This window comes from Protofrankia sp. CiP1_Cm_nod4 (assembly GCF_982290645.1).
The window spans coordinates 6,210-31,128 of sequence record NZ_CEVIVC010000058.1 but is presented as its reverse complement, the minus strand read 5'-3'; the positions used below and the strand labels follow the sequence as shown (position 1 = coordinate 31,128).

Below are 24,919 nucleotides of genomic sequence, written 5' to 3'. Positions count from 1 at the left end.
TCCCTCCCCCGGCCCGTCATCCCTTTTCCGGACAGGCGGCTCATCCCTTTTCCAGATAGGCGGCGGCCGTCTCGTCGAGAGTGGCGGCGAGCGCCGCGGCCAGCGCCGGATGCGCCGCCAGCTGCGGATCGGCACCGACGAGCGCGCTCGCCTCGCCCCGCGCGGAGCGGATCAGCTCCTCGTCCTTGAGCAGCTCCAACAGGCGCAGGGAACGCCGGCCGCCGGACTGGGCCGCCCCCAGCACATCGCCCTCGCGTCGCTGCGCGAGGTCGAGACGGGCGAGCTCGGCCCCGTCGGAGGTGGCCGCCACCGCGGCCAGCCGTTCCCAGGCGGGCGAGCCCTCCTGCGCGTCGGTGTACAGCAGGCACCAGCCGGGCGCGCCGCCGCGGCCGACCCGGCCGCGCAGCTGGTGCAGCTGGGAGACACCGAAACGGTCGGCGTCCATCACAACCATCACGGTCGCGTTCGGCACGTCGACCCCGACCTCGATCACCGTGGTGGCCACGAGGACGTCCAGCTCCCCCGCGGCGAACCTGGTCATGGTCTCTTCCTTCTCGTCCGGGGGCAGCCGGCCGTGCAGTGTGGCGACCCGCAGCCCGGCGAGCTCGCCCGCCCGCAGACCGGGGAGCACGTCGAGAACACCCGCGCCCGGCCGGCGGGCGGCCGCCGACGCGTCCCGCGGCGCGGTGCCGCCCGGCCGCGCCCCGCCCGCCGGACCGGCCGCGCCGGCCACCGAGCCGCCGGCCACCGAGCCGCCGGCCACCGAGTCGCCGGCCACCGAGTCGCCGGCCATGCCCCCGGTCGCGGGGGCGTCGGCCGCGGGGACGTCATCGGCGTCGCCGGCGTCCCCACCGATGCGCGGGCAGACGACATAGGCCTGCCGGCCGGCGGCGACCTCGTCGCGGATGCGGCCCCACACCCGGCTGGCCCACTTCGGCGCTGTCGCGGGCACGACGAACGTGGAGATCGGCGAACGGCCGGCGGGCAGCTCGGTGAGCGTCGAGACCTCCAGGTCACCGAAGACGGTCATCGCGACCGTCCGCGGGATCGGGGTGGCGGTCATCACCAGCAGATGCGGCGGACGGTCGGACCGGGAGCGCAGCGCGTCCCGCTGCTCCACCCCGAAACGGTGCTGCTCGTCGACGACCACAAGAGCAAGATCGTGAAATACCACCGACTCCTCGAGCAGGGCGTGCGTGCCGACGACGAGGCCCACGCTGCCGTCCGCGACAGCGGCGAGCGCCTCCCGCCGCGCCTTCGCGCCCAGCGAGCCCGTCACCAGCACGGCCCGGGTCGCCTCGGGCGCGGCGTCGAGCTCCCCGGCCCGGCCCAGCGGGCCGAGCAGAGCGCGCAGGCTGCGCAGGTGCTGGGCCGCGAGCGTCTCGGTGGGCGCGAGCAGCACCGCCTGCCCGGCGGCGTCCACCGCGGCGAGCATCGCGCGCAGCGCCACCACCGTCTTGCCGGACCCGACCTCGCCCTGCAGCAGCCGGTGCATCGGGAAGGGCCGGGCGAGCTCCGCCGCGACCGTGGCGCCCACGGCACGCTGCCCGGCGGTGAGCGAGAAGGGCAGGGACGCGTCGAAGGCCGCGAGCAGACCGTCGGGACGCGGATGCCGCGGCGTCGCCGCGATCTTCTCGAGGTCGTGCCGACGCTGTGCCAGCGCGACCTGCAGGACGAGCGCCTCGTCCCATTTCAGCCTGGTCCGGCCACGGCCGACGTCCGCCCAGGACGACGGCTGGTGGACCAGCCGGTACGCCTCCAGCAGGCTCACCAGCCGGTAGCGGGCGCGGATGGCGGCCGGTAGTGGGTCGTCGAGCTCGGTCAGCAGCTCCAGGACGACCCGCACGCACGTGGCGATCGCCCAGCTCGGGATCTTCGCCGCAGTCGGGTAGATCGGGAGGATGCCGCCCGCGAAGCCCTCGACGTCCACGCCCGGGCCACCCCCACCGCCACCGGGAACCGCGCTGTCGCCGACCGCACCGTTACGGCTCGTGTCGTTACGGCTCGTGCCGTTACGAACCGCGCCCGCGTGGGCCGGGCGCTGCCCGTTCGCCGGCTCGGTGATCCCGGGGAGCTCGAGCTCTCCGGGGCTGTCGGAAAGCCCCGGGATCGTGTCGTCGAGCAGCTGCACCTCGGGGTTGGTCATCTGCTGCCGGTGGTTGAACACCTCGACCTTCCCGGCGAACAGCGCGGTCACCCCCGGCCGCAGGTCCCGCGACCGCCACGGCTGGTTGAAGAACGTCAGCGCGAGGCTGTGCCGGCCGTCGCTGACCGTGACGATCAGCATCTCCCGCCCGCGGCCGCGCAGCGGGCGCCGCTTGGCGCTGGTGACCCGCGCCTGGATGGTGACCGCCTCACCGACGGTGAGGTCACCGAGATCGGTCAGCTCCCCCCGCTCCTGGTAGCGCCTGGGCAGATGGGCGAGCAGGTCACCGACCGTCTCCAAATCCAGGGCACCGGCGAGCGCCGTGGCGGTCCGCGCGCCCACCACGTCCCGCAGCCGTGTCTGCTGGTCGACCACACCCACGATCCTGCCCGACCCCACCGACAGCTTCGATCTGCCCCACGCGTTCGGCCTGCCCGTGCGCTTTCGTGGACGGCCCTCACAGGCGCCTCACGGGCCGGCGGTGTCCGGTGGCGGCGCGGCGTGGGGTAGCCTCGGATGACCGCCGCGAACGCGGCATGATCATTACTATTCTCTGGCGGAGTGTCTCGTGTCTTCGGTGTGCGACGTCTGCGGCAAGGGGCCGGGCTTCGGTATGTCGGTCTCCCACTCCCACCGGCGCACGCGGCGGCGCTGGAACCCCAACATCCAGACCGTGCACGCGCTCGTCGGCAGGACGCCGAAGCGCCTGAACGTGTGCACCTCCTGCATCAAGGCCGGCAAGGTCACCCGGGCGTAGCCGCCCGCGCGCCTGCTTCCTCCGGCGTCGACAAGGCACCGGCGTTTCGCCCCGGCGGCACCGCGACGGGTGTGGCGGCTATCGCCGCTGTCAGGTATCGCCGCTGCCAGCTATCGCCGCTGCCAGGCGTGGTCGACCGGGCCGATGCCCGCGCCGAGCGGGAAGCCGGCTTCCAGCGCGCCGGTGACGTAGTCCTTTGCCGCGCGCACGGCATCGGGGACGTCCGCCCCGCGGGCCAGCAGCGACGCGATCGCGGACGCGAGCGTGCAGCCGGTCCCGTGGGTGTGCCGGTTATCGTGCCTGGGCGCCCGGAGCACCACGCTGTGGTGGCCGTCGGTGAGCAGGTCCACGGCGTCGCCGGGCAGGTGCCCGCCCTTGACCAGCACCCAGCGCGGCCCGAGGCCGAGCACGGCGCGCGCGGCGGCCGGCAGGTCCGCCTCGGTCCGCACCTCGACGCCGGTGAGCAGCCGCACCTCGTCGAGGTTCGGGGTCGCCACCGTCGCCACCGGCAGCAACCGGGTACGCACGGTCTGCACCGCCTCGGGCGCGAGCAGCGGATCCCCGTGCTTGGACACCCCCACGGGATCGACGACGACGGGGACGCCGGCCCCGGCCAGCTCGCCCGCGACCGCGGCGACGATCGGCGGTGACGACAGCATCCCGGTCTTGACCGCGTCCACCCCGATGTCGGCCACGACCGCGCGGATCTGCGCCACCACGGCCTCCGGCGGCAGCTCCCACACCCCGTGCACGCCCAGGGAGTTCTGAGCCGTCACCGCGGTCAGCGCGCTCATCCCGTGGACCCCGAAGGCCAGCGCGGTCTTCAGATCAGCCTGGATACCAGCGCCCCCGCCGGAGTCCGACCCCGCGATCGCCAACACCCGGGCCGGCGGCAGACGCGCGACCGGGCCGGGAGCGGAACCGAAAGAGACCACGGTCCCCACGCTAGACCGCTGCCCACCCGCCCCCGCGCCGCCCGTCTGGTAGGCGGGCGGACAGGTGTGCGAGTGGGGCGGTGACGTGGTTCTCGTCCCTCGCGGATCCAGGTTTTCGACGTCACGGCTCAGGACGTGCGGAAGTGGTCCCAGCCGCCCGGCGCGGCGGCCGTCGGGCCGGGCGGCCCCAGTGGCCGGAGCGGGCCGCCGCGCAGGTCCGGCGGGACGTTGCCGCCCACGACCCGCACGCCTGGCCCGCCCGCGGCCGGGTCGGCGGCCAGCACGCGGCCGATCACGGCGACCCCGGGTGGCGGCTCGACGCCCGTCGGCAGCGTCCCGGCCAGGCCGTGATCCTCGCCGCCGGTCAGCAGGTGCCGCACGTCCACGCCGGGGACGGCCGCCCGCAGCGCGTCGGCGTCCACCTCCAGCACGACGCCGGAGGCGGCCGCCACATGCCCGAGATCGGCGAGCAGCCCGTCGCTGATGTCGAGCAGCGCGGTCGCGCCCGCCCGGGCCAGCGCCGGCCCGGCCGCGTACGGCGGTGTCGGGCGGCGGTGGGCGTCGACCAGAGGGCCCTCCCGCACGCCCGCGAGCAGCAGCTCCAGCCCGGCGGCGGAGCGGCCCACCGTGCCGGCGAGGACAACCGACTCCCCCGGGCGCGCCCCCGAGCGGGTCAGCGGGGCGACGCCCCGCGGGTCCCCGAGCGCGGTCACGGCCAGGCAGACCTCGGCCGCGCCGACCGTGTCGCCGCCGACGACGACCGCGCCCGCCTCGGCGCACTCGTCGCGCAGACCGTCGGCGAGGCCCTCGGCGAGCTCGACCGGGGTGGACGGCGGGCAGGCCAGGCCGACCAGCAGGGCGGTCGGGACGGCTCCCATGGCCGCCACGTCGGCGAGGCTCTGCGCGGCAGCTTTACGTCCGACGTCATATGGGGAGGACCAGTCGAACCGGAAGTGCCGCCCTTCCACGAGCAGATCTGTGGTAGCAATCACATAACCGGAGGGTGTCGGGACCACCGCGGCGTCGTCACCAGGACCCGCTGGCGGCGCCGGTGCGCCCAGTCTGGCCGCCACCCGGGCGATCAGACCAAATTCCCCTACCTCAGACACTCTCACCGGAGCCGATTGCCTGTTACCTTCTGTCGGCCCGTTGTTCTGCGGCACGGGTTGTCGACGTCCGACAAGGGAGCCTCTGTGGTCCACGCGTACATCCTCATCCAGACCGAGGTCGGGAAGTCCTCATCGGTGGCCAAGGAGATCGAACAGATCCCCGGTGTCACCCAGGCGGAGGACGTCACCGGCCCCTACGACGTGATCGCCCGTGCCGAGGCGGCCAGCGTCGATGAGCTGGGAAAGCTCGTCATGTCACGCGTGCAGACGGTCGACGGGATCACCCGCACGCTGACCTGTCCGGTGGTGCACTTCTGACGCTTCGTCCGCGCTTGTTCCCTGTCATGACCGGCCGGGACGGCAGAGTGCGGGCACGGCGGGCACCAGCCGCGTGGCCCGGTCGGCCAGCCGGGCCACCGGGGCCGGCGGCCGGGCGGCGGACCGGGTGGCCGGTCGCGCTCCTCGCCCGGATCATGGCCCTTGCCGTTGTGATTCCGCTCACCGCGTGTGCCGGTTCCCCGGGGCCGGTCACGGTCAACGGCGCGCCGGATCCGACCGGGGAGCAGCGGTCGGCCTGCCTCGCCCTGGGCGCCGCCCTGCCGTCCTCGCTGGGGCCGGGGCTGGAACGTCGCGAGGCCCGGCCGGCGTCGCCGTTCGTCGCGGCCTGGGGCTCCCCACCGGTGGTGCTCTCCTGCGGCGTGCCGGGGGCCGCTCCCGGTTACCGGCCGGACGTGACGCTCTCGGTGGTCGACGATGTCGGCTGGTTCGCCGAGGAACGCGGTGACACCGTCCGCTACTCCACGCCTACCCGACGTCCGCAGGTCGTGCTGCTGCTCCCCGCGTCCGTCCAGGCCTTCGACGTGCTGGCCACGCTCGCCGCGCCGGTCCGCGGCGCGACACGGTCGACGACGGCCTGACAGCGGCCGGCTGGGCGGCCCTACCGGCACCAGCGGCGACGGGGGACCAGCCGCGACGGGGATCAGTGCAGCCCCGTGCCGCGGCGGGCCGCCAGCGCGACCAGCCGGTCCACCAGCCGTGGGTAGTCCAGGCCGGTGGCCGCCCACATCCGCGGGAACATCGAGGTCGGGGTGAACCCCGGCATGGTGTTCACCTCGTTGACGATGATCGAGCCGTCCGGGCGGACGAACACGTCCACCCGGGCGAGGCCCGCGCAGTCCAGCGCGGCGAACGCCCGCACGGCGATCTGACGGACCGCGGCGGTGACCTCGGCGGGCAGGTCCGCCGGGACGTCGAAGCGGACCGCGTCCGAGAGGTACTTGGCCTCGAAGTCGTAGAAGCCCGCGGACCCCGCGGAGGTGGTCACCGTCACCTCCGCGGGCAGGCTCGCCTCCGGTCCGCCGCCGTCGAGGCTGCCGAGCACGCCGCACTCGATCTCACGGCCGACGACGGCGGCCTCGACCAGCACCTTCGGGTCGACGGCGCGGGCGGCTTTCAGCGCGGTCGCCAGGTCGTCCCAGGCGTCCACCCGGCTGATGCCGATGCTCGACCCGCCCCGGGCCGGTTTGACGAACACGGGCAGGCCGAGGCGTTCGCGGTCGTCGGCGGTCAGGGCCTGCCCGGCGCGCAGCACCGCGTACGGGCCGATGTCGAGCCCGGCGTCGGCGAGCAGGATCTTCATGTACTGCTTGTCCATGGCCGCGGCGCTGGCGAACACCCCGGAGCCGACGTAGGGGACGGCGGCCATCTCCAGCAGCCCCTGCACGGTGCCGTCCTCACCGAACGGCCCGTGCAGCAGCGGGAACACCACGTCGACGGCGCCGAGGCCGACAGGGCCGCGGCCGGCGGCATCGCGGCCGGCGGAGCCGGGGCCCGTCGGGGCCGCCACCTGGTCGAGCGCGAGCAGGCCGCCCGCGGTGGGGTCGCCGGGCAGCACCACCGGCCTGGCGGCGGCGTCGACTGCGGGCAGCTCGCCGTCGCGGACGGCGAGCGCGGCCGGGTCGTCCGGGCCGAGCACCCAGCGGCCGTCGGAGGTGATGCCGACAGCGACAACGTCATAACGCCGCCGGTCCAGTGCGCGCAGGACGCTGCCAGCCGAGACACAGGAGATCGCGTGCTCGGTGCTGCGGCCGCCGTACAGGACGGCGATCCGGATCCGGCGCGGCGGAGAGCCAGGCATGACGGGACCCTAACCGATGCCCGGCCGCGCACCACCGAACCCCACAGCGAGTCCACCCGCGACGACCGTCCGGGCAACGCGCGGCGGTCAGCCGGCGCGGTACTCGGGGCCGGGCTCCCGGCTCATCAGCTCCTTGACCGCGTCCAGCGGGGCCAGGCCCTCGTGGATGACCCGCACCACCTGCTCGGTGATCGGCATCTGGACGTCCAGAGAACGGGCCAGCTCCAGGACGGGACGGCAGGAGCGGACGCCCTCGGCGACCTGGTGCTGCTGGGCGTCGGCCTGGGCGAGCGGCACGCCCCGGCCGAGCTTCTCCCCGAAGGCGCGGTTGCGCGACAGCGGGGACGAGCAGGTGGCCACCAGGTCGCCCATGCCGGCGAGCCCGGCGAAGGTCAGCGGGCCGGCGCCGAGCGCCACGCCGAGCCGGGTCGTCTCGGCCAGCCCCCGGGTGATCAGGGAGGCGGCCGTGTTGGTGCCGAACCCCATGCCCTCCACCATCCCGGCGGCCAGCGCGATCACGTTCTTGACGGCGCCGGCGAGCTCGCAGCCGATCACGTCCGGGTTTGTGTACGGGCGCAGGTACGGCGTCCAGCAGGCCGCCTGGACCGCCCTGGCCGTCCGTTCGTCGACGCTGGCGACGACGGTGGCGGCGGGCTGCTCGGCCGCGATCTCCCGGGCCAGGTTCGGGCCGCTGACCACGGCGATCCGCTCCGGGGCCGCCCCGGTGACCTCCTGGACCACCTCGCTCATCCGCAGCCGGGAGCCCAGCTCGACACCCTTCATCAGGCTCACGTACACCGCGGACGGCGCCACCAGCGGGGCCCACCGCGCCAGACAGGCCCGCAGCACCTGCGACGGCACGGCCAGGACGACCAGATCGGCCCCGCGCAGCGCCTCGGCGGCCTCGAGCGTGGCGTCGACGCGGTCCGGCAGCGTCAGGCCGGGCAGGTAGCGGGGGTTGGTGTGACACCGGTTGATCGACGTGACCACGTCGGGCTCGCGTGCCAGCAGTGTGGCCCTGGCCCCGGCGTCCGCGAGCACCTTGGCGAAGACGGTCCCCCAGGACCCGGCGCAGAGAACGGCGGCCCGCCTTATCCGGTACGGCATGCTGACGGCCGCCGTCGACATCACCCCGGCACCGGCGCGTTCAGCTCGCTTCACGTCGCAGGAGTCTTGCTCAGTCACACGAAGGCTGTCGAGAAGGCCCGGCCCTCGCGCAGATCGTGTCCCGTCCGGTGTGCCGGGACGGCCCGGGTGGCAGGTGCCGGAAGGCCGGCGTGCCATAGAGTCGGGTGGAGACAGAGCCGGTGGGTGACACCGGCGTCACCGGAGCCGCCACCCGCATGAAGCCGCCACCCGCATGACCGGTTGGGTCGTCGTCGTACCGGTCAAACCGCTGGCGGTCGCCAAGAGCCGGCTCGCCCATCCGGACCGGGCGGCCCTCGCGCTCGCGATGGCCCAGGACACGGTGGCCGCGGCCAGCGCGGTCGGGCGCGGCACGGTCGAAGCCGTCATGATCGTGACGAATGACGGCGCGGCCCGGGCCGGCATGGCCTCCTTGCCGGCCCCGGGCCCTGCCGAGCGGGCCATGACCGAGGGCAGCCGGATTGTCGTTGTTCCCGACACGCCTGACACCGGCCTGAACGCGGCGCTGGCGCATGGTGCCGCCATGGCCGCGCGGCGGTGGCCGGACGCCGGTGTCGCGGCCCTGTCCGCCGACCTCGCCGCGCTGCGCCCGGCCCACCTGCGCGCGGCCCTGCTGGCCATGCCGGCGGACGGCCGCGGCCTGGTCGCGGACGCGGACGGTACCGGCACCGTCCTGCTCGCCGCCACGGCCGGCACACCGCTGGCGCCCCGGTTCGGGCCGGGCAGCCGCGCGGCGCACATCCGTTCCGGGGCCCGGGACCTGACCGGGCCGCTCGGCGGGTCCGTCCGCGGCCTGCGCCGTGACGTGGACACGATCGAGCATCTGCGGGAGGCGGTCGGTCTCGGCGTCGGCCCCTGGACCAGGCGGGCCCTGTCCGCCGGCCCGGGGACAGCGCTCCGGTGCCCGCCGGCCCGGTGACTCCCGCCAGGGGTCAGGCCGTGTCCGCGCCCACTGCGGTGACGGCGCCCGTCCCGATGAGATCCGTTCCTATGACGTCCACCCGCTGGCGCGTGCTGAGGGTGCCGCGGCCGGGCCCGCGGTAGGAGCCGGACGTGGGTGCCACCTCGGTGTAGTCCCGGCCGGTGGCCACGGTCACGTACCGCTGGTCCGCCAGCCGGTCGTGGCAGGGGTCGAGCGCGACCGCGCGCGCCCCGCCCCCGGGCAGCCCCGCGTCCGCGGGGACGATCACTTCGACCCAGGCGTGCGAGGCGCTCTCACCGGTCATGTGGCCGGAGACGTACCGCGCCGGCACGCCCGCGGCCCGGCACAGCGCCAGCATGACGTGCGCGTGGTCCTGGCAGACCCCGCGTCCCCCGGCGAGGGCCTGCGCGGCCGTGGTCGTCACGTCGGTGCTCCCGCCCGCGTACCCGATCCTGCGGTGCACCCAGGCGCAGCACCGCAGCGCGGTCTCGAGCGGGTCGGGGGCGGCCAGCGACCGGGCTGTCGCGGTTATGGCGGCGTCGGGTGCCGTCAGCGGGGTGGGCGTGAGCAGCCTGCGGCCGGTCAGGGCGGACGCCGGCAGCGTGGGCGGCCCGGCCCCGGCGGTGCGGGTGAGGACGACCGTGGCGTCGAAGTCGAGCCGCCGGGGCACGGTGTCCAGCCGCACCAGCGCGGCCGGGGAGCCGTCGGCCGTGCGCTCCCAGGTGACGGTGGCCGCCGGGTCGGACACGGCGAGGTGGTAGGCGCGTACCGCCTGGTCACCGTGCTGTCGCGGGGGAATGACGACCAGGCGGTGCGCCAGCTGCCAGGCCGGGCCGTCGTAGGTGTAACTGAACCGTTGCCGAATACGGTAGGTCACCGATGCGACCGCCGGGTCCGCCAGGTCGACGTCCATTTCCTCGGCGGAAAGCACACTGTCAGGCACTGTACGTAACAAGGCCGCCTGTGCCGCCTGCTGCGCGCGCACCGGCTGCGCCGGTACCGCCCCGGCCGTCACCGCCACGCTCCGACGACCGCCGGCACCGTCCGGCAGGATGTTTCCTCCATGCTGCGATATTCACCCGAGCACATTTCATGAGCGTTACACATCGCGTTCGTCCAGGCGTCATCCCGGACGAGTTGCGCGGGTCCTAATCGCCACACCCGGCTGCCGCGTTCCCGCGGGACTGGCACCATCGAGGGCATGACCGAGCTGGTGGTGAACCGATCTGAGCAACCGCAGCGCAAACCGCGAAGCGCCCTGCTCGAACCGCTGGAAGCACCCCGGCAACCAGTACCGTCAGATCTTCCAAATGATCGGTTCATCAACCGGGAGAAGTCCTGGCTGGACTTCAACGCGCGGGTGCTCGCGCTCGCCGAGGACGAGAGCGTCCCGCTGCTTGAACGCGCCAAGTTCCTGGCAATCTTCGCCAGCAACCTCGACGAGTTCTACATGGTCCGGGTCGCGGGCCTGATGCGCCGCGAGGCGACCCGGCTCGCGGTGCTCTCCGCCGACGGGCTCACCGCGCGCGAACAGCTCGACCTCATCAGCCGTACCACCGCCGAGCTCGGCGAACGCCACTCCCGCTGCTTCACCGACGCCGTCGTCCCCGCCCTGGCCGAGGCGGGCATCACCATCCAGCTGTGGAACGACCTGACCGACGGGCAGAAGGACCGGCTGCACCACTACTTCCACCAGCAGATCTTCCCCGTCCTGACCCCGCTCGCGGTCGACCCGGCGCACCCCTTCCCCTACATCAGCGGACTCTCCCTCAACCTTGCGGTTACTGTACGTGACCCAGGTGGGGACGGCGACCGGTTCGCCCGCGTGAAGGTCCCGCAGAACGTGCCCCGGCTGATCCGGGTCACTCCGGAACCCACCAGGGGCGTGGACGGCCACCGCCTCGCGCACGACCCGAACGGCGACGACCACGAGGTCTGCTTCATCCCGCTGGAAGAAGTGATCTCCGCGCACCTCTCGCAGCTCTTCCCCGGCATGGAGGTGGTGGACTCCCACCTGTTCCGGGTGACCCGCAACGCCGACCTGGAGGTCGAGGAGGACGAGGCCGAGGACCTGCTCCAGGCCCTCGAACGCGAACTGGCCCGCCGACGGTTCGGCCCGGCCGTACGCCTCGAGGTCGGCGACGACATCGACGACGACCTGCTGGACCTGCTGATGCGCGAACTTGAGGTCACCCATCGTGAGGTGGCCCGGGTCCGCGGGCTGCTCGACCTGTCGGTGCTGTGGGCGCTGTACGAACTCGACCGCCCGGAGCTCAAGGACCGGCCGCACGTGCGGCGGACCCACCCGCGGCTGGTGTCCGCCGACGAGCAGGTCGACTTCTTCGCGGCGCTGCGCGAGGGCGACGTGCTCGTCCACCACCCCTACGACTCGTTCACCACCTCGGTGCAGCGCTTCATCGAGCAGGCCGCCGCCGACCCGCAGGTGCTGGCCATCAAACAGACCCTGTACCGGACCTCGGGCGACTCCCCCATCGTGGACGCGCTGATCTCCGCGGCCGAGGCCGGCAAGCAGGTCGTCGTCCTGGTCGAGATCAAGGCCAGGTTCGACGAGACCGCGAACATCCGGTGGGCCCGCGAGCTGGAGCGGGCCGGCTGTCACGTCGTGTACGGGCTGATCGGGCTGAAGACCCACTGCAAGACCTGTCTGGTGGTCCGCCAGGAACGCGGCGGGCTGCGGCGCTACTGCCACATCGGGACGGGCAACTACAACCCGAAGACCGCCCGCCTCTACGAGGACCTCGGCCTGCTCACCGCCGACCCCGACATCGGCGCCGACCTCACCGACCTGTTCAACGTCCTGACCGGGTACAGCCGCCAGACCGAGTACCGCTCACTGCTGGTCGCCCCCCAGCTCATGCGGGACGGGATCATCGAGCGCATCGAGCAGGAGGCCGAGGCCGCGCACCAGGGCCGCCCGTCCGGCGTCCGGATCAAGGTGAACAGCCTGGTCGACGAAGAGGTCATCGACGCGCTGTACCGGGCCTCCCGCGAGGGCGTGCCCGTCCAGTGCCTCGTCCGCGGGATCTGCGCGCTGCGCCCGGGCGTGCCGGGCCTGTCGGAGACGGTGCACGTCCGCTCGATCCTGGGCCGCTTCCTGGAGCACAGCCGGGTGCTGGAGTTCACCGCGGTCCAGGAGTGCTGGATCGGCAGCGCGGACATGATGCACCGCAACCTCGACCGCCGGATCGAGGCGCTGGTACGGGTCGCGCAGCCGTCTCAGCAGGGGCCGCTGAAGGCCATGCTCGACCACTCCTTCTCCGACGGCGTGGCGGCCTGGATCCTGCGGCCGGACGGCACCTGGCACCGCCGGGCCGCCGACCCGGACGGGCAGCCGCTGTCGGACTACCAGAACGACCTGATGGGCGTGCGACCGCGGCGGGCGGCACACGCCTGACCACGGCGGACAACCCGCCGGAGCCTCCGGCCGCGCGACCATTCCATGATCGCACAGCCTTCGGTGCTGCCAGCCTTCTCCAGCCTCCGGCCGCGCGACCATTCCATGATCGCACAGCCTTCGGTGCTGCCAGCCTTCTCCAGCCTCCGGCTGTGCGACCATTCCATGATCGCACAGCCTTCGGTGATGTCGCGATACCGGTGTGATCCCGGTACTCAGTTGTCCTGCGGATCCTCGCTGGCGGAGACGCTGGCCTTGAACTCCGAACCGGGCCGGAACTTCGGCACGACCGAGGCCGCGACATGCACCGGCTCACCCGTCGCGGGGTTACGGCCGGTGCGAGCCGCCCGCTCGACGCGCTCGAAGACACCGAACCCCGTAATGGTCACCTTCTCACCGGCGGAGACGGCCTCCTGAATCGCGTCGAAGACGGCATCGACGGCCTTGGTCGCGTTCGACCGCCCGCCCTCGATCTGCTGAGCGATTCGATCAACCAACTGGGACTTGTTCACAACAACCTCCGGACGCCCCCCGCGAGTGCGGGGTAGGGAGCAGATCGGGCATCACACTGCGCTGCACCGTAGGCATGTCCACCGGTTAGGGCAATTCCCGTGCGCGTGTCGCGCGACACAAACATGCACGTCAGCGTCCCTTCTAGATCATCAGATGCCATCAGGAGGATGCCGGCGGTCCTCCGATGGGCTACGTTTCGTAGCATTCAATGTTTTTCGCTGACTCCTGCCGTGGCCGGTACGGTGGTGGGCAGCCAGCCGGGCCGGGTGGCCTCGAAGGCCGCGACGGCGTCCTGGTGGCGCAGTGTCAGGCCGACGTCGTCGAGGCCCTCCAGCAGCCGCCAGCGGGTGAAGTCGTCGATGTCGAAGGCCGCAACGAGCCCGGGCGCGCGCACCTCGCGGGCGGCCAGATCGACGGTGATCTCGACACCGGGATCGGCCTCGACCTGGCTGGTCAGCGCCTCGACCGTCGCGGCGGGCAGGGTGACGGCCAGCAGCCCGTTGCCGAGGGCGTTGCCGCGGAAGATGTCGGCGAACCTGGCGGAGATCACCGCCTTGAAGCCATAGTCCTGCAGCGCCCACACGGCGTGCTCGCGGGACGACCCGGTACCGAAGTCCGGGCCGGCGAGCAGGATCGTGGCACCGGCGTGGGCGGGGCTGTTCAGCACGAACGCGGGGTCGGCCCGCCACTCGGAGAACAGCCCGGCGCCGAAGCCGGTGCGTTCGATCCGCTTCAGCCACTCGCTGGGGATGATCTGGTCGGTGTCGACGTCGCTGCGCCGCAGCGGCACCGCCCGGCCGGTGTGGGTGGTGAACGCCTCCATCGCGGGTGCGCTCCCTTCGTCGGTGTCGAGGTTGTCGCCGGAGCTGCTGGCGGGGCGCCAGCGTCAGAGGTCCGCCGGGGTGGTCAGCCGCCCGGTGACGGCGGTGGCCGCGGCGACGGCCGGCGACACCAGGTGGGTGCGGCCGCCCGGCCCCTGGCGTCCCTCGAAGTTGCGGTTGGACGTGGACGCGCTGCGCTCCCCCGGCCGCAGGGTGTCCGGGTTCATCCCGAGGCACATCGAGCAGCCCGCGCTGCGCCACTGCGCCCCGGCTGCGCGGAAGACCTCGTCGAGCCCTTCCGCCTCGGCATCGGCCTTCACCACCATCGAACCCGGGACGACCAGTACGCGCACCCCGTCGGCGACCCGGCGCCCGCGCAGGACCTCGGCGGCGGCCCGCAGGTCCTCGATGCGCCCGTTGGTGCAGGAACCGATGAACACCGTGTCCACGGCGATGTCACGCAGCGGCGTGCCCGGGGTGAGCGCCATGTAGGCCAGGGCCCGCTCGGCCGAGGCCCGCAGCGCGGGGTCGGCGTAGCCGGCCGGGTCGGGGACCCGGGCGGCCAGCGGCGCGCCCTGCCCCGGGTTGGTGCCCCAGGTGACGAACGGGCTCAGCTCGGCGGCGTCGATGACGACCTCGCGGTCGAACGTGGCGTCGTCGTCGGTGGCGAGGGTGCGCCAGTAGGCCACCGCCTCGTCCCAGGCGGCCCCGGCCGGGGCGTGCGGGCGTCCCCGCAGGTGGGCGAAGGTCACCTCGTCCGGAGCGATCATGCCGGCGCGGGCGCCCGCCTCGATGGACATGTTGCAGACCGTCATCCGGCCTTCCATGGACAGCGACCGGACGGCCTCGCCCCGGTACTCGATCACGTACCCCTGGCCACCGCCGGTGCCGATCCGGGCGATGATCGCGAGGATCAGGTCCTTGGCGGTCACCCCGGCCGGCAGTGCCCCCTCCACGGTGACGGCCATAGTCCTCGGGGGCCGCTGCGGCAGCGTCTGGGTGGCCAGCACGTGCTCGACCTGGCTGGTGCCGATGCCGAAGGCGAGCGCACCGAACGCGCCGTGGGTGGAGGTGTGGCTGTCCCCACAGACGATCGTCATGCCCGGCTGGGTCAGGCCCAGCTGCGGGCCCACGACGTGGACGATGCCCTGGCCGGGGTCGTTCATGGGGTGCAGCCGGACGCCGAAGTCGGCGCAGTTCTTGCGCAGGGCCTCGACCTGGGCCGCCGAGACCGGGTCGGCGATCGGCAGCAGCGTGTCGACGGTCGGGACGTTGTGGTCCTCGGTGGCGATGGTCAGGTCCGGGCGGCGGACGGGCCGGCCGGCCAGCCGCAGCGCCTCGAACGCCTGCGGGCTGGTCACCTCGTGGACGAGGTGCAGGTCTATGTAGAGCAGGTCGGGTTCGTTGTCGGCACGCCGGACGACGTGGGCGTCCCAGACCTTCCTCGCGAGTGTGCGCCCCATGGCCCACTCCTTCAGGTGGCTTCCTCGGGCCCGTCCGGCAGCGCCGGGCGGGGTGACGAACGTGCGGTGCGGATCACTGACCCGGGCCATCCGAAATCTCGTACACCCCCGTGCATCTCATTATTTGGGATGGCAGTATCAATGTGTGGAACAGCTTAGCGGAGTCGGCGTGCTGGACAAGGCGGCCCTTGTGCTGACCGCGGTGGAGACCTCCCCCGCATCCCTGGGCGACCTGGTCGCCCGTACCGGGCTGACCCGGGCGACCGCCCACCGCCTGGCCGCCGCCCTCGAGGTGCACCGGCTGGTCGGACGCGACCCCAGCGGCCGGTTCGTACCCGGCCCACGGCTGGCCGCCGGCGGCGCGGCACCGCTGCCGTGGGCCCTGCTGGCCGCCGCCACGCCGGTGCTCGCGCACCTGCGGGACGCCACCGGGGAGAGCACCCAGCTCTACGTCCGGCGCGGGGACGTGCGGGTGTGCGTGGCCGCCGCCGAACGGGCCAGCGGCCTGCGCGACACCGTCCCGGTCGGGACCATGCTGCCGATGACCGCCGGCTCCGGCGCGCAGGTCCTGCTCGCCTTCGGCGCGGACCCGTTCCCGGGCCGGGACGCCACCGCCCCGGCCACAACCAGGGGCGCAGCGCCAACGGCGCCAACCAGGGGCACAGCGCCAACGGGGCTGGCCAAGGCGGTGGAACCGCCGGCGGGCGCGGCCTTCGGGGCGTCCACCCTGGCGCAGGTGCGGCGGCGGGGCTGGGCTGAGAGTGTCGGCGAGCGGGAGGCCGGGCTCGCCTCGGTGTCGGCCCCGGTACGCGACGCCACCGGCCGGGTCGTCGCGGCGCTGTCCCTGTCCGGCCCGGTCGAGCGGCTCACCCGCTCCCCCGGCCGACGCCACGGGGCCACCGTCGCCGCCGCCGCCGAACGGCTGAGCCGCCAGGCCACCGAGCCACCGAACGGCTGAGCCACCGAGCCACCGAGCGGCTGAAGCGGACCGTCCCACCGACGGCCCTGGGCCCGCTCGTCGGCGTGGGGCAGCTGCTTTCAGTGTCCGCGGGGCTTCCAGTTTCAGTGTCCGCGGGGCTTCCAGCATCCGCGGCGGACCCCCTGTACCCGCCGCGGGCTGGCCTCCGCCCCATCTGGCGCGTCGGAAAGAAGGCGTTCTCGCCCATATATGTCGTAGTGGGCAGCAGGTGGAGTGACGACGTCATCCGTCACATTTGATGGCCCGGAGTTTCGCCGTAAGCGAACGCGCGCAGTGCGGCGATGTTCAGGACGACGAGCGTCCGCCCCCTGTTCGCGATCAGCCGGCTCGACCGGAAGGTCCGCAGGTCCCGGCCGACGGACTCCCTGGACGACCCGATGGCGGCAGCGAGATCACGATGTGTCACACGTAACGTGATCGCGACGCTGCCGTCGGGCTGCCCGTCCCCGTGCCGGTGCGCGAGCTCGAGCAGGTGGCGGGCGAGACGGATGCCGGTCGGGTACGCGCCCAGCTCCGACCGGCGCCGGTCGGACTCCCGCAGCCGCCGGGTGATCGAGCTGACCAGGGCCCGCACGACCTGGGGATGGGTGGCCACGAACGTCCGGAACGCCTCGGCGGAGACGGCGACCAGCTGCGCGGGCTCCACCGCCACGACCGACGCCGACCTGGTCCCGCCGTCGATGACCGCCATCTCGCCGATGAGGTCGCCGGGGCCGCGGTGGGCGAGCAGGGTCTCGTACCCGCTCTCGGCGACGGTCACGACCTTCACGCGCCCGGTCCGTACGATCATCACCAGGTCGGCCCGGTCGCCCTCCTGCAACAGGACGTCACCCGGCCCGTAGTGCCGGACCGTGCCGAGCGCCTCGAGCGCGAGCCGGTCCTGCGGACTCATCTGGGCGTGTCCGTGTTCACCGCTGAGCATGCCCGCGCCCGTCCGTGTCACCTGCGGCCACTTGTTTCCTTCTGTCACAGAGCTGGTGGCGCAGAGTACCTTTTTGCTCCGGTACAAAAGCCGAGGCGGCCACTGGCCACAACACCATGACGCCGTACCGCCATGATCCTCATACTTTCCGCAGTGTCCGACGAGCCGCGCGGCCCTCTCCTGTCCGTTGGCGGTGTTTCCGTCATAAGGTCCTGCTCACCGGGTCTGCGCCGTGCTGCCTGGCCGGGTATCCTGGCCAACCGGCCAGGCCGGGCGTACCACGGCTGATGCGCGTACAGGGGGGAGCACCGGCGATGCGCAGGCTGGGTTCCCGCTACGTCCTGCACCAGCCGCTCGGGAAGGGCGCCAGCGGTGAGGTCTGGCGGGGCGAGCGGGCCGACGACGGCACCGGCGACCACGGGCCGGTAGCGGTCAAGATCCTGCGGCCCGAGCTGTCCGACGACCCGGAGATCGTCGACCGGTTCCTGCGCGAGCGCCGGGTCCTGCTGGCCTTCGACGACCCGCATCTGGTGAAGGTCCGCGACATCGTCGCCGAGGGCAGCACCCTCGCGATCGTGATGGACCTCGTGGACGGGACGGACCTGCGCGGCTATCTGCGCGCCCGCGGCCGGCTCCCCGCCGCCGAGGCGGTCGGGCTCGTCGGGCAGGTGCTCTCGGCCCTGGCCGTCGTCCACACCGCCGGCGTCGTCCACCGGGACGTCAAACCGGCGAACATCCTCGTCGACACCGGCGGCGGCGGGCCGGCCCGGGCCATGCTGACCGACTTCGGCATCGCCCGGCTGACCCAGAGCCCGTCCATGACCAGGCTCAGCGTCGCGATCGGCACGCCGATGTACATGGCGCCGGAACTCGCCGAGCACACCCGGGCGGGCCCCGCCGCCGACATCTACGGGGCCGGCGTCGTCCTCTACGAGCTGCTGGCCGGCCGGCCTCCGTTCGTCGCGCCGAACCCGATCGCCATGATCCGGGCGCATGCCTTCGAGGCACCACCGCCGATCGACGGGATCGACGGGCCGCTGTGGGACGTCATGTGCCGCCTGCTGGCCAAACATCCCTCGGAGCGGCCCGCCACGGCGGACGCGGCGCGCTTGGCGCTGCAGGCCGCGCTGGCCGGCCGGAAGCCGCATGACCGCGCCTTCGCGGCGCCGGCGGACCTCGGCAGGACATCCGTGATCACCTCACGGCAGTCACCCGGCGAGGACGACGACCCCGCGACCCTGCTCTCACCGACGGCGTCCTCCCCGGTGTCCCCCGCCGCCCCGGTGCCCGAGCCGGCACGCGCGGGCCCGGCTACCGGACGTGACCTGGCGGCCTCACCTGCCGGCGACGCCTCACCTGCCGGCGGCGCTCCGCAGGCACCGCCGGTCGCCGGGACCACCCGGCTGTCGGGCCCCGGGCCCGCCCAGGCGGGCGCGTACGGGACGGGCCGGGGGCACGAGGACGAGCCGGAGTATGCCCGGACCGCCATCGCCGGCGCGGCATCCTCCCTGCCGGCCGCATCCTCACCGGCCGCGGCGCCGACGGCTCGGCCGGCGGCCGCGGCGCCGACAGCACAGCCGGCGGCACCGTCATCGGAGCCGGCGGGAGAACGCCCGCGGCCGCGGTCCGCCCGCGCCCGCGTCCTGGTCGCGGCCGGGCTCGGGGCCGCCGTGCTCGTCGGCGCCGGGTCATGGGCCCTGGCCGCCGGCCTCGGCGGCGACGGGGGCCGAGGCGGCGAGACGGCCTCCGTGGCGGGCGCGCCGCTGGTCACCGCGCCGGCCGCACCGGGCACCACGGCGGCCACGTCCGGGCCGGACGCCACCCGGGGCCCGGCACCGGCGGCGTCCGCCGTGGCCGTGCCGGCATCCGCTCCGCCCACCGCGAACGTCACAGCGCAGGCCGGCACCGGGCCGGGCGGTGGGCCGACCGGCCCCGCCGGCGGACCGAGCGCTGCCCCGAGCGCCGCGCCGCCCCCGGCGTCACCGCCGGATTCCCGCGTGGCGGTACCGGACGTGCGGGGCATGGTGCTCAACGACGCCTCCGCGGCCCTGCGCCAGGACGGTTTCACCAACATCCCCTACGTGTACGACTGCTACCGCTCCTCCGACATCAGCAATGTGGTGCGCCAGGACCCGGCTGCCGGCACGCGGATCGCGACGACGGCGGCGGTACGCCTGTACCTGCAGGCCAACGACTGCTCGGACGTGCCGAACGTCGTCGGGATGACGTTGGACGACGCCGCGGCAACCCTCAGGAAGGCCGGCTTCAGCAACATCCCCTACGTGTACGAGTGCCTGAACTCGAAGCAGATCGGGGCCGTCGTCACGCAGTCGGTCGCGCCGGGGACCAGCTACGGCAGGAGCAAGCCGGTGAGCCTGAAGCTGCAGGCGAACAACTGCTGATCACCCAGTCCGCCGGTCACGACTGACCGTCGCGGCCGGCCGACCACCGTTACCGGCCGCGCCCGGCCGGCGCACCCGGTCAGCAGACACACCCGGTCAGCCGGCACGCTCGCCCAACCGGAACGGTTCACCGGCCGGCACACCGGCCAGCCGCAACGGCCACCCGGCCAGAACCACCACCCAGCCAGAACGGCCAGCCGGCCGGGAGGAGGGGCCGCCGGTCAGCCGGAACGGTCGATCGGGCGCGGCCGGTTCGACCACAGCGGCGGAGCGGCCCGCAGGCCCGACCGGGAGTCCTCGGCGGACCGGGAGCGGGCCTCCTCGCCCGGGCGCGGACCCGGCCGGGCATCGTCCCCCGGCGAGCGCGGGCCCGGCTCGGAGCCCTCGCCCGACCGCAGCCCCGGCCGGACGTTCTCACCGGGCCACAGGCCGAGCCTGGCGTCCTCACCGGAGCGCAGGCCCGGCCGGGCGTTCTCCCCCGAGTGCAGGCCCTGCCGGGCATGGCGGCCGAACTCGCGGGCCAGCGGCAGCGTGGGCCGCTGCGGGACGCGAGCGCCTACCGCGGACCGGTCGAAAGCCTCCCGGACGCCCGCCGCGGACCGCGGGCCGACCGTGGCCGGGCGGGGCACCGCCGCCCACATGTCGACCTCGACGATGATCTCCCCGTCCTCGGAGGCCATCCGCAGCCGCCCGCCGTGGACCTCGACCAGCCGCCGCACGACGTACAGGCCCATGCCCGCGCCGTCGGTCTCCCGGGTAGCCGTCCCGTCCCGCTGGGTGAACGGCTCGAAGAGCTGGCGGATCGTGGCCGGGTCGAGGTCGGGGCCGGGGTTGCGCACCCGCAGGATCACTTCGTCACCGACCCGGCCGGCGATCAGCCGGACCGGCGCTCCCGGCCAGGAGTGCACCAGCGCGTTGTCGACAAGGTTCGCGACGACCTGGTGCAGCGCCTGCCGGGCCATCCGCACGGGCAGGTGGGGCGGGACGTCGACGGTGACGTTGGCGGCTGTCGTCGGCGTGTAGGACAGGGTCGCGAGCACCTCGTTGACGACCTCGGGGAGGTCCGCGACGCTGTTCTCCTCGGTGCCGGTGGCCGTCGCCGCGGTGAGCATGTTCTCCAGCAGCCGGGACAGCCGGTCGGAGTAGCTGACCGCCGAGTCGAGCATGTCGTCGAGCTGCGCCGGGGACATCCGGTCCCGCCGGCGCTTGATGGTGAGCAGGGTCCCGCGGATGCCGGTCAGCGGCGTGCGGAACTCGTGGGAGACGGTGGCAACCAGGTCGCTGCGGATCCGGTCGGTCTCCTCGAGACGGGCCATCAGGCTCTGCTGCCCCTCGTAGAGCTGCGCCCGGAAGTGCTCGGCCCGCCGCCGCGCCTGTTCGTTGAAATGCCAGAAGATCACCTGTGCCGCCGCCAGCGCGCAGATGAACGCCGCGCTGACCCCGGCGAACACCCAGGGCGACCCGGTGTACTCGGGCATCACGATCTGGCCGCCCACCACGCCGTTCGCCACGAACACGAACGCGATCGCCAGCAGGTAGACCGTCCAGTCCTCGTACAGGGCGATGAGGGCGACGACCACGAAGAAGTGGAAGTACACCTCGGTCTGCCCGTGCGAGAGGTGGACGAACACCACCGAGCTGCACAGCAGGCCGAGGCTGGTGGCCAGCGCCCGCAGCCGGCGCACACCCGGCAGGACGGCGGCGCCCAGCAGCACCGCGGACGGGGCGGTCGAGGCCAGGCCCTGCCAGATCCGGAAGTCCTGGTACCAGGCGTAGGTTACGATCATGGGCAGGTGGATGGCCAGGATCCAGACCAGCAGCCGGTGCCGGGCGACCCAGTCCTCGGTGGGCAGGCCGCGGCCGTGCGGCATCCACTCCAGCAGTTCCCCGCCGATCCTGCCGGTGACGCTCGCGGCATCCGCTATGGAGCGGCGGGGGGAATCCGGCATGTCGACACGGCGGACCCGGCCGGCGCGCGCACCACCGTGGCGACGCCGCGCCCGGTCAGGTACAGGGGCCGCGGAGGACATCCGGGCTATCCTGCCCCGATCACCATCGGACGCACCATGGCCGTCAAGGATGGTGTGCCATGCCAAGCATGCCTACCCGGGACTAGACCATCTTCACCAGTCCGCAACAGGTTCAAAAGGGGCATGGCGCGGCCAGCGCCCGCTTCGACAACCTGTGGGCTGCAAGGTGGCCTTCGGAAGGGCCGCCGTAGGAGGAGGACACCGTGCTCCCCGTGACCCTGACCGCTGCCAGCCCGACCCGCACCGCAGCCGCCATGGACCCGACCTGCGCCGGCCCGACGTCCCCACTCACCCCGCTGCCCTCGCTCGCCACGGCGACGCAGGCGGTCGCCACGAAGGAGCCGGCCGAGGGCACCGTCCCCCGGCTGCGTCTGATCACCACCGGCCGCCGGGCGGGCGAGACCGTCCACGGCCGCGGCGGCCCGAGCTCCTGCGGCTGCCGGGAGTGCGCGATGGCCCGTCACCCCGCGTCCCTCCCCCGCCTCGCGGTAGTCCGGTAGTCGGCGGCCGCATAGCCCGACCGGGTGATGTCGTGCCGGCCCGGCTGGCACGACATCACGGCAGGAGCCGGCTGGCGAAAGCCCGCGGGCAGCGCCCGCTGGCCAGGTCTCGGACTTCCCAGGTGAACCGGCTGGGCCAGGTGAACCGGCTGGACCGGGTGGGACCGGGTGGGACACAGCACCGCCCCTCAGGCCGTCACCTGACGGCGCGACAGCAGGCAACGGCCGGACAGCCGACAACCGAACGCGACACAAAGGGCCGTCGACCATGATCACTCAGGTCGACGGCCTTTGCCATCCATATTCCGATGTAGCCCCGACCGGATTCGAACCGGCGCTACCGCCTTGAGAGGGCGGCGTCCTAGGCCACTAGACGACGGGGCCAACTGTTCTCTTTTTCCACCTTCGGACGGCTCCCACCCTACAGCAGGGAACGCCCGAAGCTGGGGTACCAGGACTCGAACCTAGACTAACGGAACCAGAATCCGTTGGGCTGCCAATTACCCCATACCCCAAGGCTGCCCTTGCGGGCGAGGCTTACTGTACCGCATCAGCGCGGGGAGCAGGGCGGCAAGCAGCCGCGACGCTCCCCGGCGCGTCGGCCCGCCGGGACTGCCGGGGCCGCCGCCGGGACTGCCGGGGCTGCCGCCGGGACTGCCGGGGCTGCCGGCCTCGGCCGGCGCTGTCAGCGGGCCACGACCGGGTTGGTGAGCGTGCCGATGCCCTCGACCGTGACGGCCACGGTCTGGCCGGGGCTCAGCGGGCCGACACCGGCCGGTGTCCCGGTCAGCAGCAGGTCGCCGGGCAGCAGGGTCATCGCCGCGGACATGTAGGCGATCAGCGACGGGATGTCGTGCACCAGCAGCTTCGTGCGCGCGTCCTGCCGCAGCTCGCCGTCGACGGTGGTGCGGATCGCCAGGTCGGAGGCGTCCAGGTCGGTCTCGATCCAGGGGCCGACCGGGCAGAAGGTGTCATGCCCCTTGGCCCGGGCCCATTGGCCGTCCGCCTGCTGCTGGTCACGCGCGGTCACGTCGTTCGCGCAGGTGTAGCCCAGGACGACGTCCAGCGCGCGGGCCGCCGGGACGTCCCGGCACAGCCGCCCGATGACGATCGCCAGCTCGCCCTCGTAGTCGACCCGGTCGCTGTCGACGGGCAGCGCGACCGGGTCCCCCGGCCCGACCACGCTCGTCGACGGCTTGAGGAAGAGCACCGGACGCTGTGGCACGGCGTCCCCGCCCATCTCCCGGACGTGGTCGGCGTAGTTCTTGCCGACGCAGAGCACCTTGCTGGGCAGCACCGGCGCGAGTAACCGCACGTCGCCGAGCGCGTGCCGGGCCCCGGTGAAGCTGAACGCGCCGAACGGATGGGGGGTGATCGTGGCCACGGTCGCCTCGCCCGTCTCGACCGAGCCCTCGACGACGCCGAAGGCCGGCTCCGTCCCGTCTGTGAACCTCGCGATACGCACCCTGCCGACGTTAACCGGCCGGCCCGTTGCCGGCGACGCCCGTGAGGTGCCGAAACGGCCCGTTCGTCATCCGGCGGGCGGCGCAGGCCACAATCACGGTGGGGCATGGGACCGGTTTCGCGTGCCCCCGAACCACGCATACCCTCAGCCGCGCGGCCCCGTGCACGTTCGCCCTTCGTGCACGTCCACACAGTCACGTCCACACAGCACAGCGGTGCACGCCCGTCAGCGGTGCGCGCCCACACAGCGCCAGTCCGGAAGGAGCCAGGTGAGCGAGATCACACCCGTCTACGATGTCGGCGCGCCGGAGCCGAAGCCCATCGACGAGGAGCTGAGCGTCAAGCTCGGCCACCTCGCCGAGGACGCCATCCTGCGCGGCAAGCCCAACGGCGACGAGCGGTGCGACAACTGCCTGTACTACCTCGACACCGACAAGGACATCACCTACTGCTGGCACCCCAAGCTGCGCATCCTCGTCGGCGGCGACTGGTGGTGCCAGTGGTGGGAGGAGATCGAGGACTGACCCCGCGGGCCCGCGGCCCGTTCCCGACAGGTCCGGTCCGCGGCCTGTTCCCATACATGGATCGTCCATACGTTGGCGGCCTGTCCCGTCAGCGAGCAGCCCGGCCGGCTGACGAATGTCAGCCCGGTCGGTGGGCGTCAGTCCAGCCCGTCCGCGAACACGGCAAGGGCCGCGGCGAGCGTGTGATCGAGCAGAGCGGCTACCTCCGGCCAGCGGGCTTCCGGCTCGTCGGTGTACACAAACGTCGCGCTCTCCGTTTCGGTGGGCCGTAGGGCCTGTACCGGCAGAACCCGCCCACCCGGACCGGCCTCGTCAACCGGTGCCGGTTCGGCATCCGCGACGATTTCAGCAAGGACGGTGAGCGCAAGCACGCCAGCAGACAGCGGGGAAGCCCGGACTCGTCATATCAGCCCATCCGCGATCTCCGGAAAGGCCATCGCCGACGTCGTGGGCTTCTCCTGCTGTGGTCGGCCTCTTCCGGAGAGCCTATGTCGAGGCCGATTCCACGTGCTATCCGCGTCGCTTCGTCCAGCATCGCCCTGCCGCGCTCGCGGTCGTCGCTACCGGATAGAAGCTGGCCGAGCTGCACGAGCGAGATCACGAGATCCCGCTGCTTGCCGGCATTGACCGGATCCGCCTCCGCCAACCGCCGGCGGATCGCCAGACCGTCGGTGAACAACTGCTGCGCACGGACCGTGTCCCCCACCGCGACCGCGACATCCCCCAGCTTCTCG

General features: G+C 73.3%; 23 protein-coding genes and 2 tRNA genes. 9 read left to right on the top strand and 16 right to left on the bottom strand.

The window, feature by feature from the left end; translation table 11 throughout:
• Nucleotides 1–40: 40 nt before the first annotated feature.
• A complete protein-coding gene (gene recG, locus AC5LSR_RS13110) occupies nucleotides 41–2,521 on the bottom strand; it encodes an ATP-dependent DNA helicase RecG (RefSeq protein WP_493468506.1) in 2,481 nt (826 codons plus the stop codon).
• Between the two features lie 193 nt (nucleotides 2,522–2,714).
• Between recG and rpmB the strand changes: the two genes are divergently transcribed.
• Nucleotides 2,715–2,903, top strand: a complete 189-nt coding sequence (gene rpmB / locus AC5LSR_RS13105) for a 50S ribosomal protein L28 (RefSeq protein ID WP_007516655.1) — start codon at nucleotides 2,715–2,717, stop codon at nucleotides 2,901–2,903.
• 110 nt (nucleotides 2,904–3,013) lie between these two features.
• On the opposite strand, the gene thiD is transcribed toward rpmB, so the two are convergent.
• The gene (gene thiD / locus AC5LSR_RS13100; RefSeq protein ID WP_250287454.1) at nucleotides 3,014–3,847 is read right to left on the bottom strand and encodes a bifunctional hydroxymethylpyrimidine kinase/phosphomethylpyrimidine kinase; all 834 of its coding nucleotides are present in this window, start codon (nucleotides 3,845–3,847) and stop codon (nucleotides 3,014–3,016) included.
• Between the two features lie 119 nt (nucleotides 3,848–3,966).
• Nucleotides 3,967–4,947: a thiamine-phosphate kinase gene (locus AC5LSR_RS13095; RefSeq protein ID WP_493464639.1), complete on the bottom strand. Its 981-nt coding sequence runs from the start codon at nucleotides 4,945–4,947 to the stop codon at nucleotides 3,967–3,969.
• An 84-nt stretch (nucleotides 4,948–5,031) separates the two neighbouring features.
• Between AC5LSR_RS13095 and AC5LSR_RS13090 the strand changes: the two genes are divergently transcribed.
• Nucleotides 5,032–5,265, top strand: coding sequence for an Lrp/AsnC family transcriptional regulator (locus AC5LSR_RS13090; protein ID WP_013874856.1), 234 nt, complete (start codon nucleotides 5,032–5,034; stop codon nucleotides 5,263–5,265).
• A gap of 26 nt (nucleotides 5,266–5,291) precedes the next feature.
• Nucleotides 5,292–5,864: a DUF3515 family protein gene (locus tag AC5LSR_RS13085; protein WP_493468504.1), complete on the top strand. Its 573-nt coding sequence runs from the start codon at nucleotides 5,292–5,294 to the stop codon at nucleotides 5,862–5,864.
• A 62-nt stretch (nucleotides 5,865–5,926) separates the two neighbouring features.
• Here the strand turns inward: AC5LSR_RS13085 and AC5LSR_RS13080 are convergent, their stop codons facing one another.
• Complete coding sequence (locus AC5LSR_RS13080) at nucleotides 5,927–7,084, bottom strand: D-alanine--D-alanine ligase family protein (RefSeq protein WP_493464638.1); 1,158 nt, start codon at nucleotides 7,082–7,084, stop codon at nucleotides 5,927–5,929.
• An 87-nt stretch (nucleotides 7,085–7,171) separates the two neighbouring features.
• Nucleotides 7,172–8,179, bottom strand: coding sequence for an NAD(P)H-dependent glycerol-3-phosphate dehydrogenase (locus AC5LSR_RS13075; protein ID WP_250292425.1), 1,008 nt, complete (start codon nucleotides 8,177–8,179; stop codon nucleotides 7,172–7,174).
• A gap of 265 nt (nucleotides 8,180–8,444) precedes the next feature.
• Between AC5LSR_RS13075 and cofC the strand changes: the two genes are divergently transcribed.
• Nucleotides 8,445–9,149 (top strand): 2-phospho-L-lactate guanylyltransferase, encoded by a 705-nt coding sequence (gene cofC / locus AC5LSR_RS13070; protein ID WP_493468503.1) that lies wholly within the window; start codon nucleotides 8,445–8,447, stop codon nucleotides 9,147–9,149.
• A gap of 13 nt (nucleotides 9,150–9,162) precedes the next feature.
• Here cofC and AC5LSR_RS13065 read toward each other — a convergent pair whose 3' ends face one another.
• Nucleotides 9,163–10,065, bottom strand: coding sequence for a transglutaminase family protein (locus AC5LSR_RS13065; RefSeq protein ID WP_250286006.1), 903 nt, complete (start codon nucleotides 10,063–10,065; stop codon nucleotides 9,163–9,165).
• 288 nt (nucleotides 10,066–10,353) lie between these two features.
• Here AC5LSR_RS13065 and AC5LSR_RS13060 point away from each other — a divergent pair, with 288 nt between their 5' ends.
• Nucleotides 10,354–12,567, top strand: a complete 2,214-nt coding sequence (locus AC5LSR_RS13060) for an RNA degradosome polyphosphate kinase (protein WP_250285999.1) — start codon at nucleotides 10,354–10,356, stop codon at nucleotides 12,565–12,567.
• Between the two features lie 215 nt (nucleotides 12,568–12,782).
• Here the strand turns inward: AC5LSR_RS13060 and AC5LSR_RS13055 are convergent, their stop codons facing one another.
• The 3 genes from AC5LSR_RS13055 to leuC form a co-directional block, all read right to left on the bottom strand.
• Entirely contained in the window at nucleotides 12,783–13,079 is a 297-nt protein-coding gene (locus tag AC5LSR_RS13055; RefSeq protein WP_013874863.1) for an HU family DNA-binding protein, read from the bottom strand.
• Between the two features lie 206 nt (nucleotides 13,080–13,285).
• Nucleotides 13,286–13,903: a 3-isopropylmalate dehydratase small subunit gene (leuD, locus tag AC5LSR_RS13050; RefSeq protein ID WP_250286000.1), complete on the bottom strand. Its 618-nt coding sequence runs from the start codon at nucleotides 13,901–13,903 to the stop codon at nucleotides 13,286–13,288.
• Nucleotides 13,904–13,966: 63 nt separating this feature from the next.
• The gene (gene leuC / locus AC5LSR_RS13045; protein WP_250292426.1) at nucleotides 13,967–15,364 is read right to left on the bottom strand and encodes a 3-isopropylmalate dehydratase large subunit; all 1,398 of its coding nucleotides are present in this window, start codon (nucleotides 15,362–15,364) and stop codon (nucleotides 13,967–13,969) included.
• Between the two features lie 145 nt (nucleotides 15,365–15,509).
• On the opposite strand from leuC, the gene AC5LSR_RS13040 reads away from it, so the two are divergent.
• A complete protein-coding gene (locus AC5LSR_RS13040) occupies nucleotides 15,510–16,322 on the top strand; it encodes an IclR family transcriptional regulator (RefSeq protein WP_250286003.1) in 813 nt (270 codons plus the stop codon).
• A 250-nt stretch (nucleotides 16,323–16,572) separates the two neighbouring features.
• Here the strand turns inward: AC5LSR_RS13040 and AC5LSR_RS13035 are convergent, their stop codons facing one another.
• A complete protein-coding gene (locus AC5LSR_RS13035; RefSeq protein ID WP_250286004.1) occupies nucleotides 16,573–17,235 on the bottom strand; it encodes a Crp/Fnr family transcriptional regulator in 663 nt (220 codons plus the stop codon).
• Between the two features lie 344 nt (nucleotides 17,236–17,579).
• On the opposite strand from AC5LSR_RS13035, the gene AC5LSR_RS13030 reads away from it, so the two are divergent.
• Nucleotides 17,580–19,667 carry a serine/threonine-protein kinase gene (locus AC5LSR_RS13030; RefSeq protein WP_493464635.1) on the top strand — a complete coding sequence of 696 codons (2,088 nt, stop codon included), beginning with the start codon at nucleotides 17,580–17,582 and terminating at the stop codon, nucleotides 19,665–19,667.
• A gap of 221 nt (nucleotides 19,668–19,888) precedes the next feature.
• On the opposite strand, the gene AC5LSR_RS13025 is transcribed toward AC5LSR_RS13030, so the two are convergent.
• The gene (locus AC5LSR_RS13025) at nucleotides 19,889–21,616 is read right to left on the bottom strand and encodes a sensor histidine kinase (RefSeq protein WP_445548524.1); all 1,728 of its coding nucleotides are present in this window, start codon (nucleotides 21,614–21,616) and stop codon (nucleotides 19,889–19,891) included.
• Between the two features lie 293 nt (nucleotides 21,617–21,909).
• On the opposite strand from AC5LSR_RS13025, the gene AC5LSR_RS13020 reads away from it, so the two are divergent.
• Complete coding sequence (locus tag AC5LSR_RS13020) at nucleotides 21,910–22,197, top strand: hypothetical protein (RefSeq protein ID WP_493468502.1); 288 nt, start codon at nucleotides 21,910–21,912, stop codon at nucleotides 22,195–22,197.
• A gap of 311 nt (nucleotides 22,198–22,508) precedes the next feature.
• On the opposite strand, the gene AC5LSR_RS13015 is transcribed toward AC5LSR_RS13020, so the two are convergent.
• The 3 genes from AC5LSR_RS13015 to AC5LSR_RS13005 form a co-directional block, all read right to left on the bottom strand.
• A tRNA-Glu gene (locus AC5LSR_RS13015) sits at nucleotides 22,509–22,581 on the bottom strand.
• A gap of 59 nt (nucleotides 22,582–22,640) precedes the next feature.
• Nucleotides 22,641–22,712 (bottom strand) — tRNA-Gln (locus tag AC5LSR_RS13010).
• Between the two features lie 170 nt (nucleotides 22,713–22,882).
• Entirely contained in the window at nucleotides 22,883–23,662 is a 780-nt protein-coding gene (locus tag AC5LSR_RS13005; protein ID WP_250283406.1) for a fumarylacetoacetate hydrolase family protein, read from the bottom strand.
• Between the two features lie 268 nt (nucleotides 23,663–23,930).
• Here AC5LSR_RS13005 and AC5LSR_RS13000 point away from each other — a divergent pair, with 268 nt between their 5' ends.
• Nucleotides 23,931–24,185, top strand: coding sequence for a hypothetical protein (locus tag AC5LSR_RS13000; RefSeq protein WP_250283405.1), 255 nt, complete (start codon nucleotides 23,931–23,933; stop codon nucleotides 24,183–24,185).
• A 137-nt stretch (nucleotides 24,186–24,322) separates the two neighbouring features.
• Here AC5LSR_RS13000 and AC5LSR_RS12995 read toward each other — a convergent pair whose 3' ends face one another.
• Nucleotides 24,323–24,556: a hypothetical protein gene (locus AC5LSR_RS12995; RefSeq protein ID WP_250292433.1), complete on the bottom strand. Its 234-nt coding sequence runs from the start codon at nucleotides 24,554–24,556 to the stop codon at nucleotides 24,323–24,325.
• Between the two features lie 35 nt (nucleotides 24,557–24,591).
• On the bottom strand, nucleotides 24,592–24,919 hold a 328-nt coding region (locus AC5LSR_RS12990; protein ID WP_493468501.1), incomplete at its 5' end, for a hypothetical protein.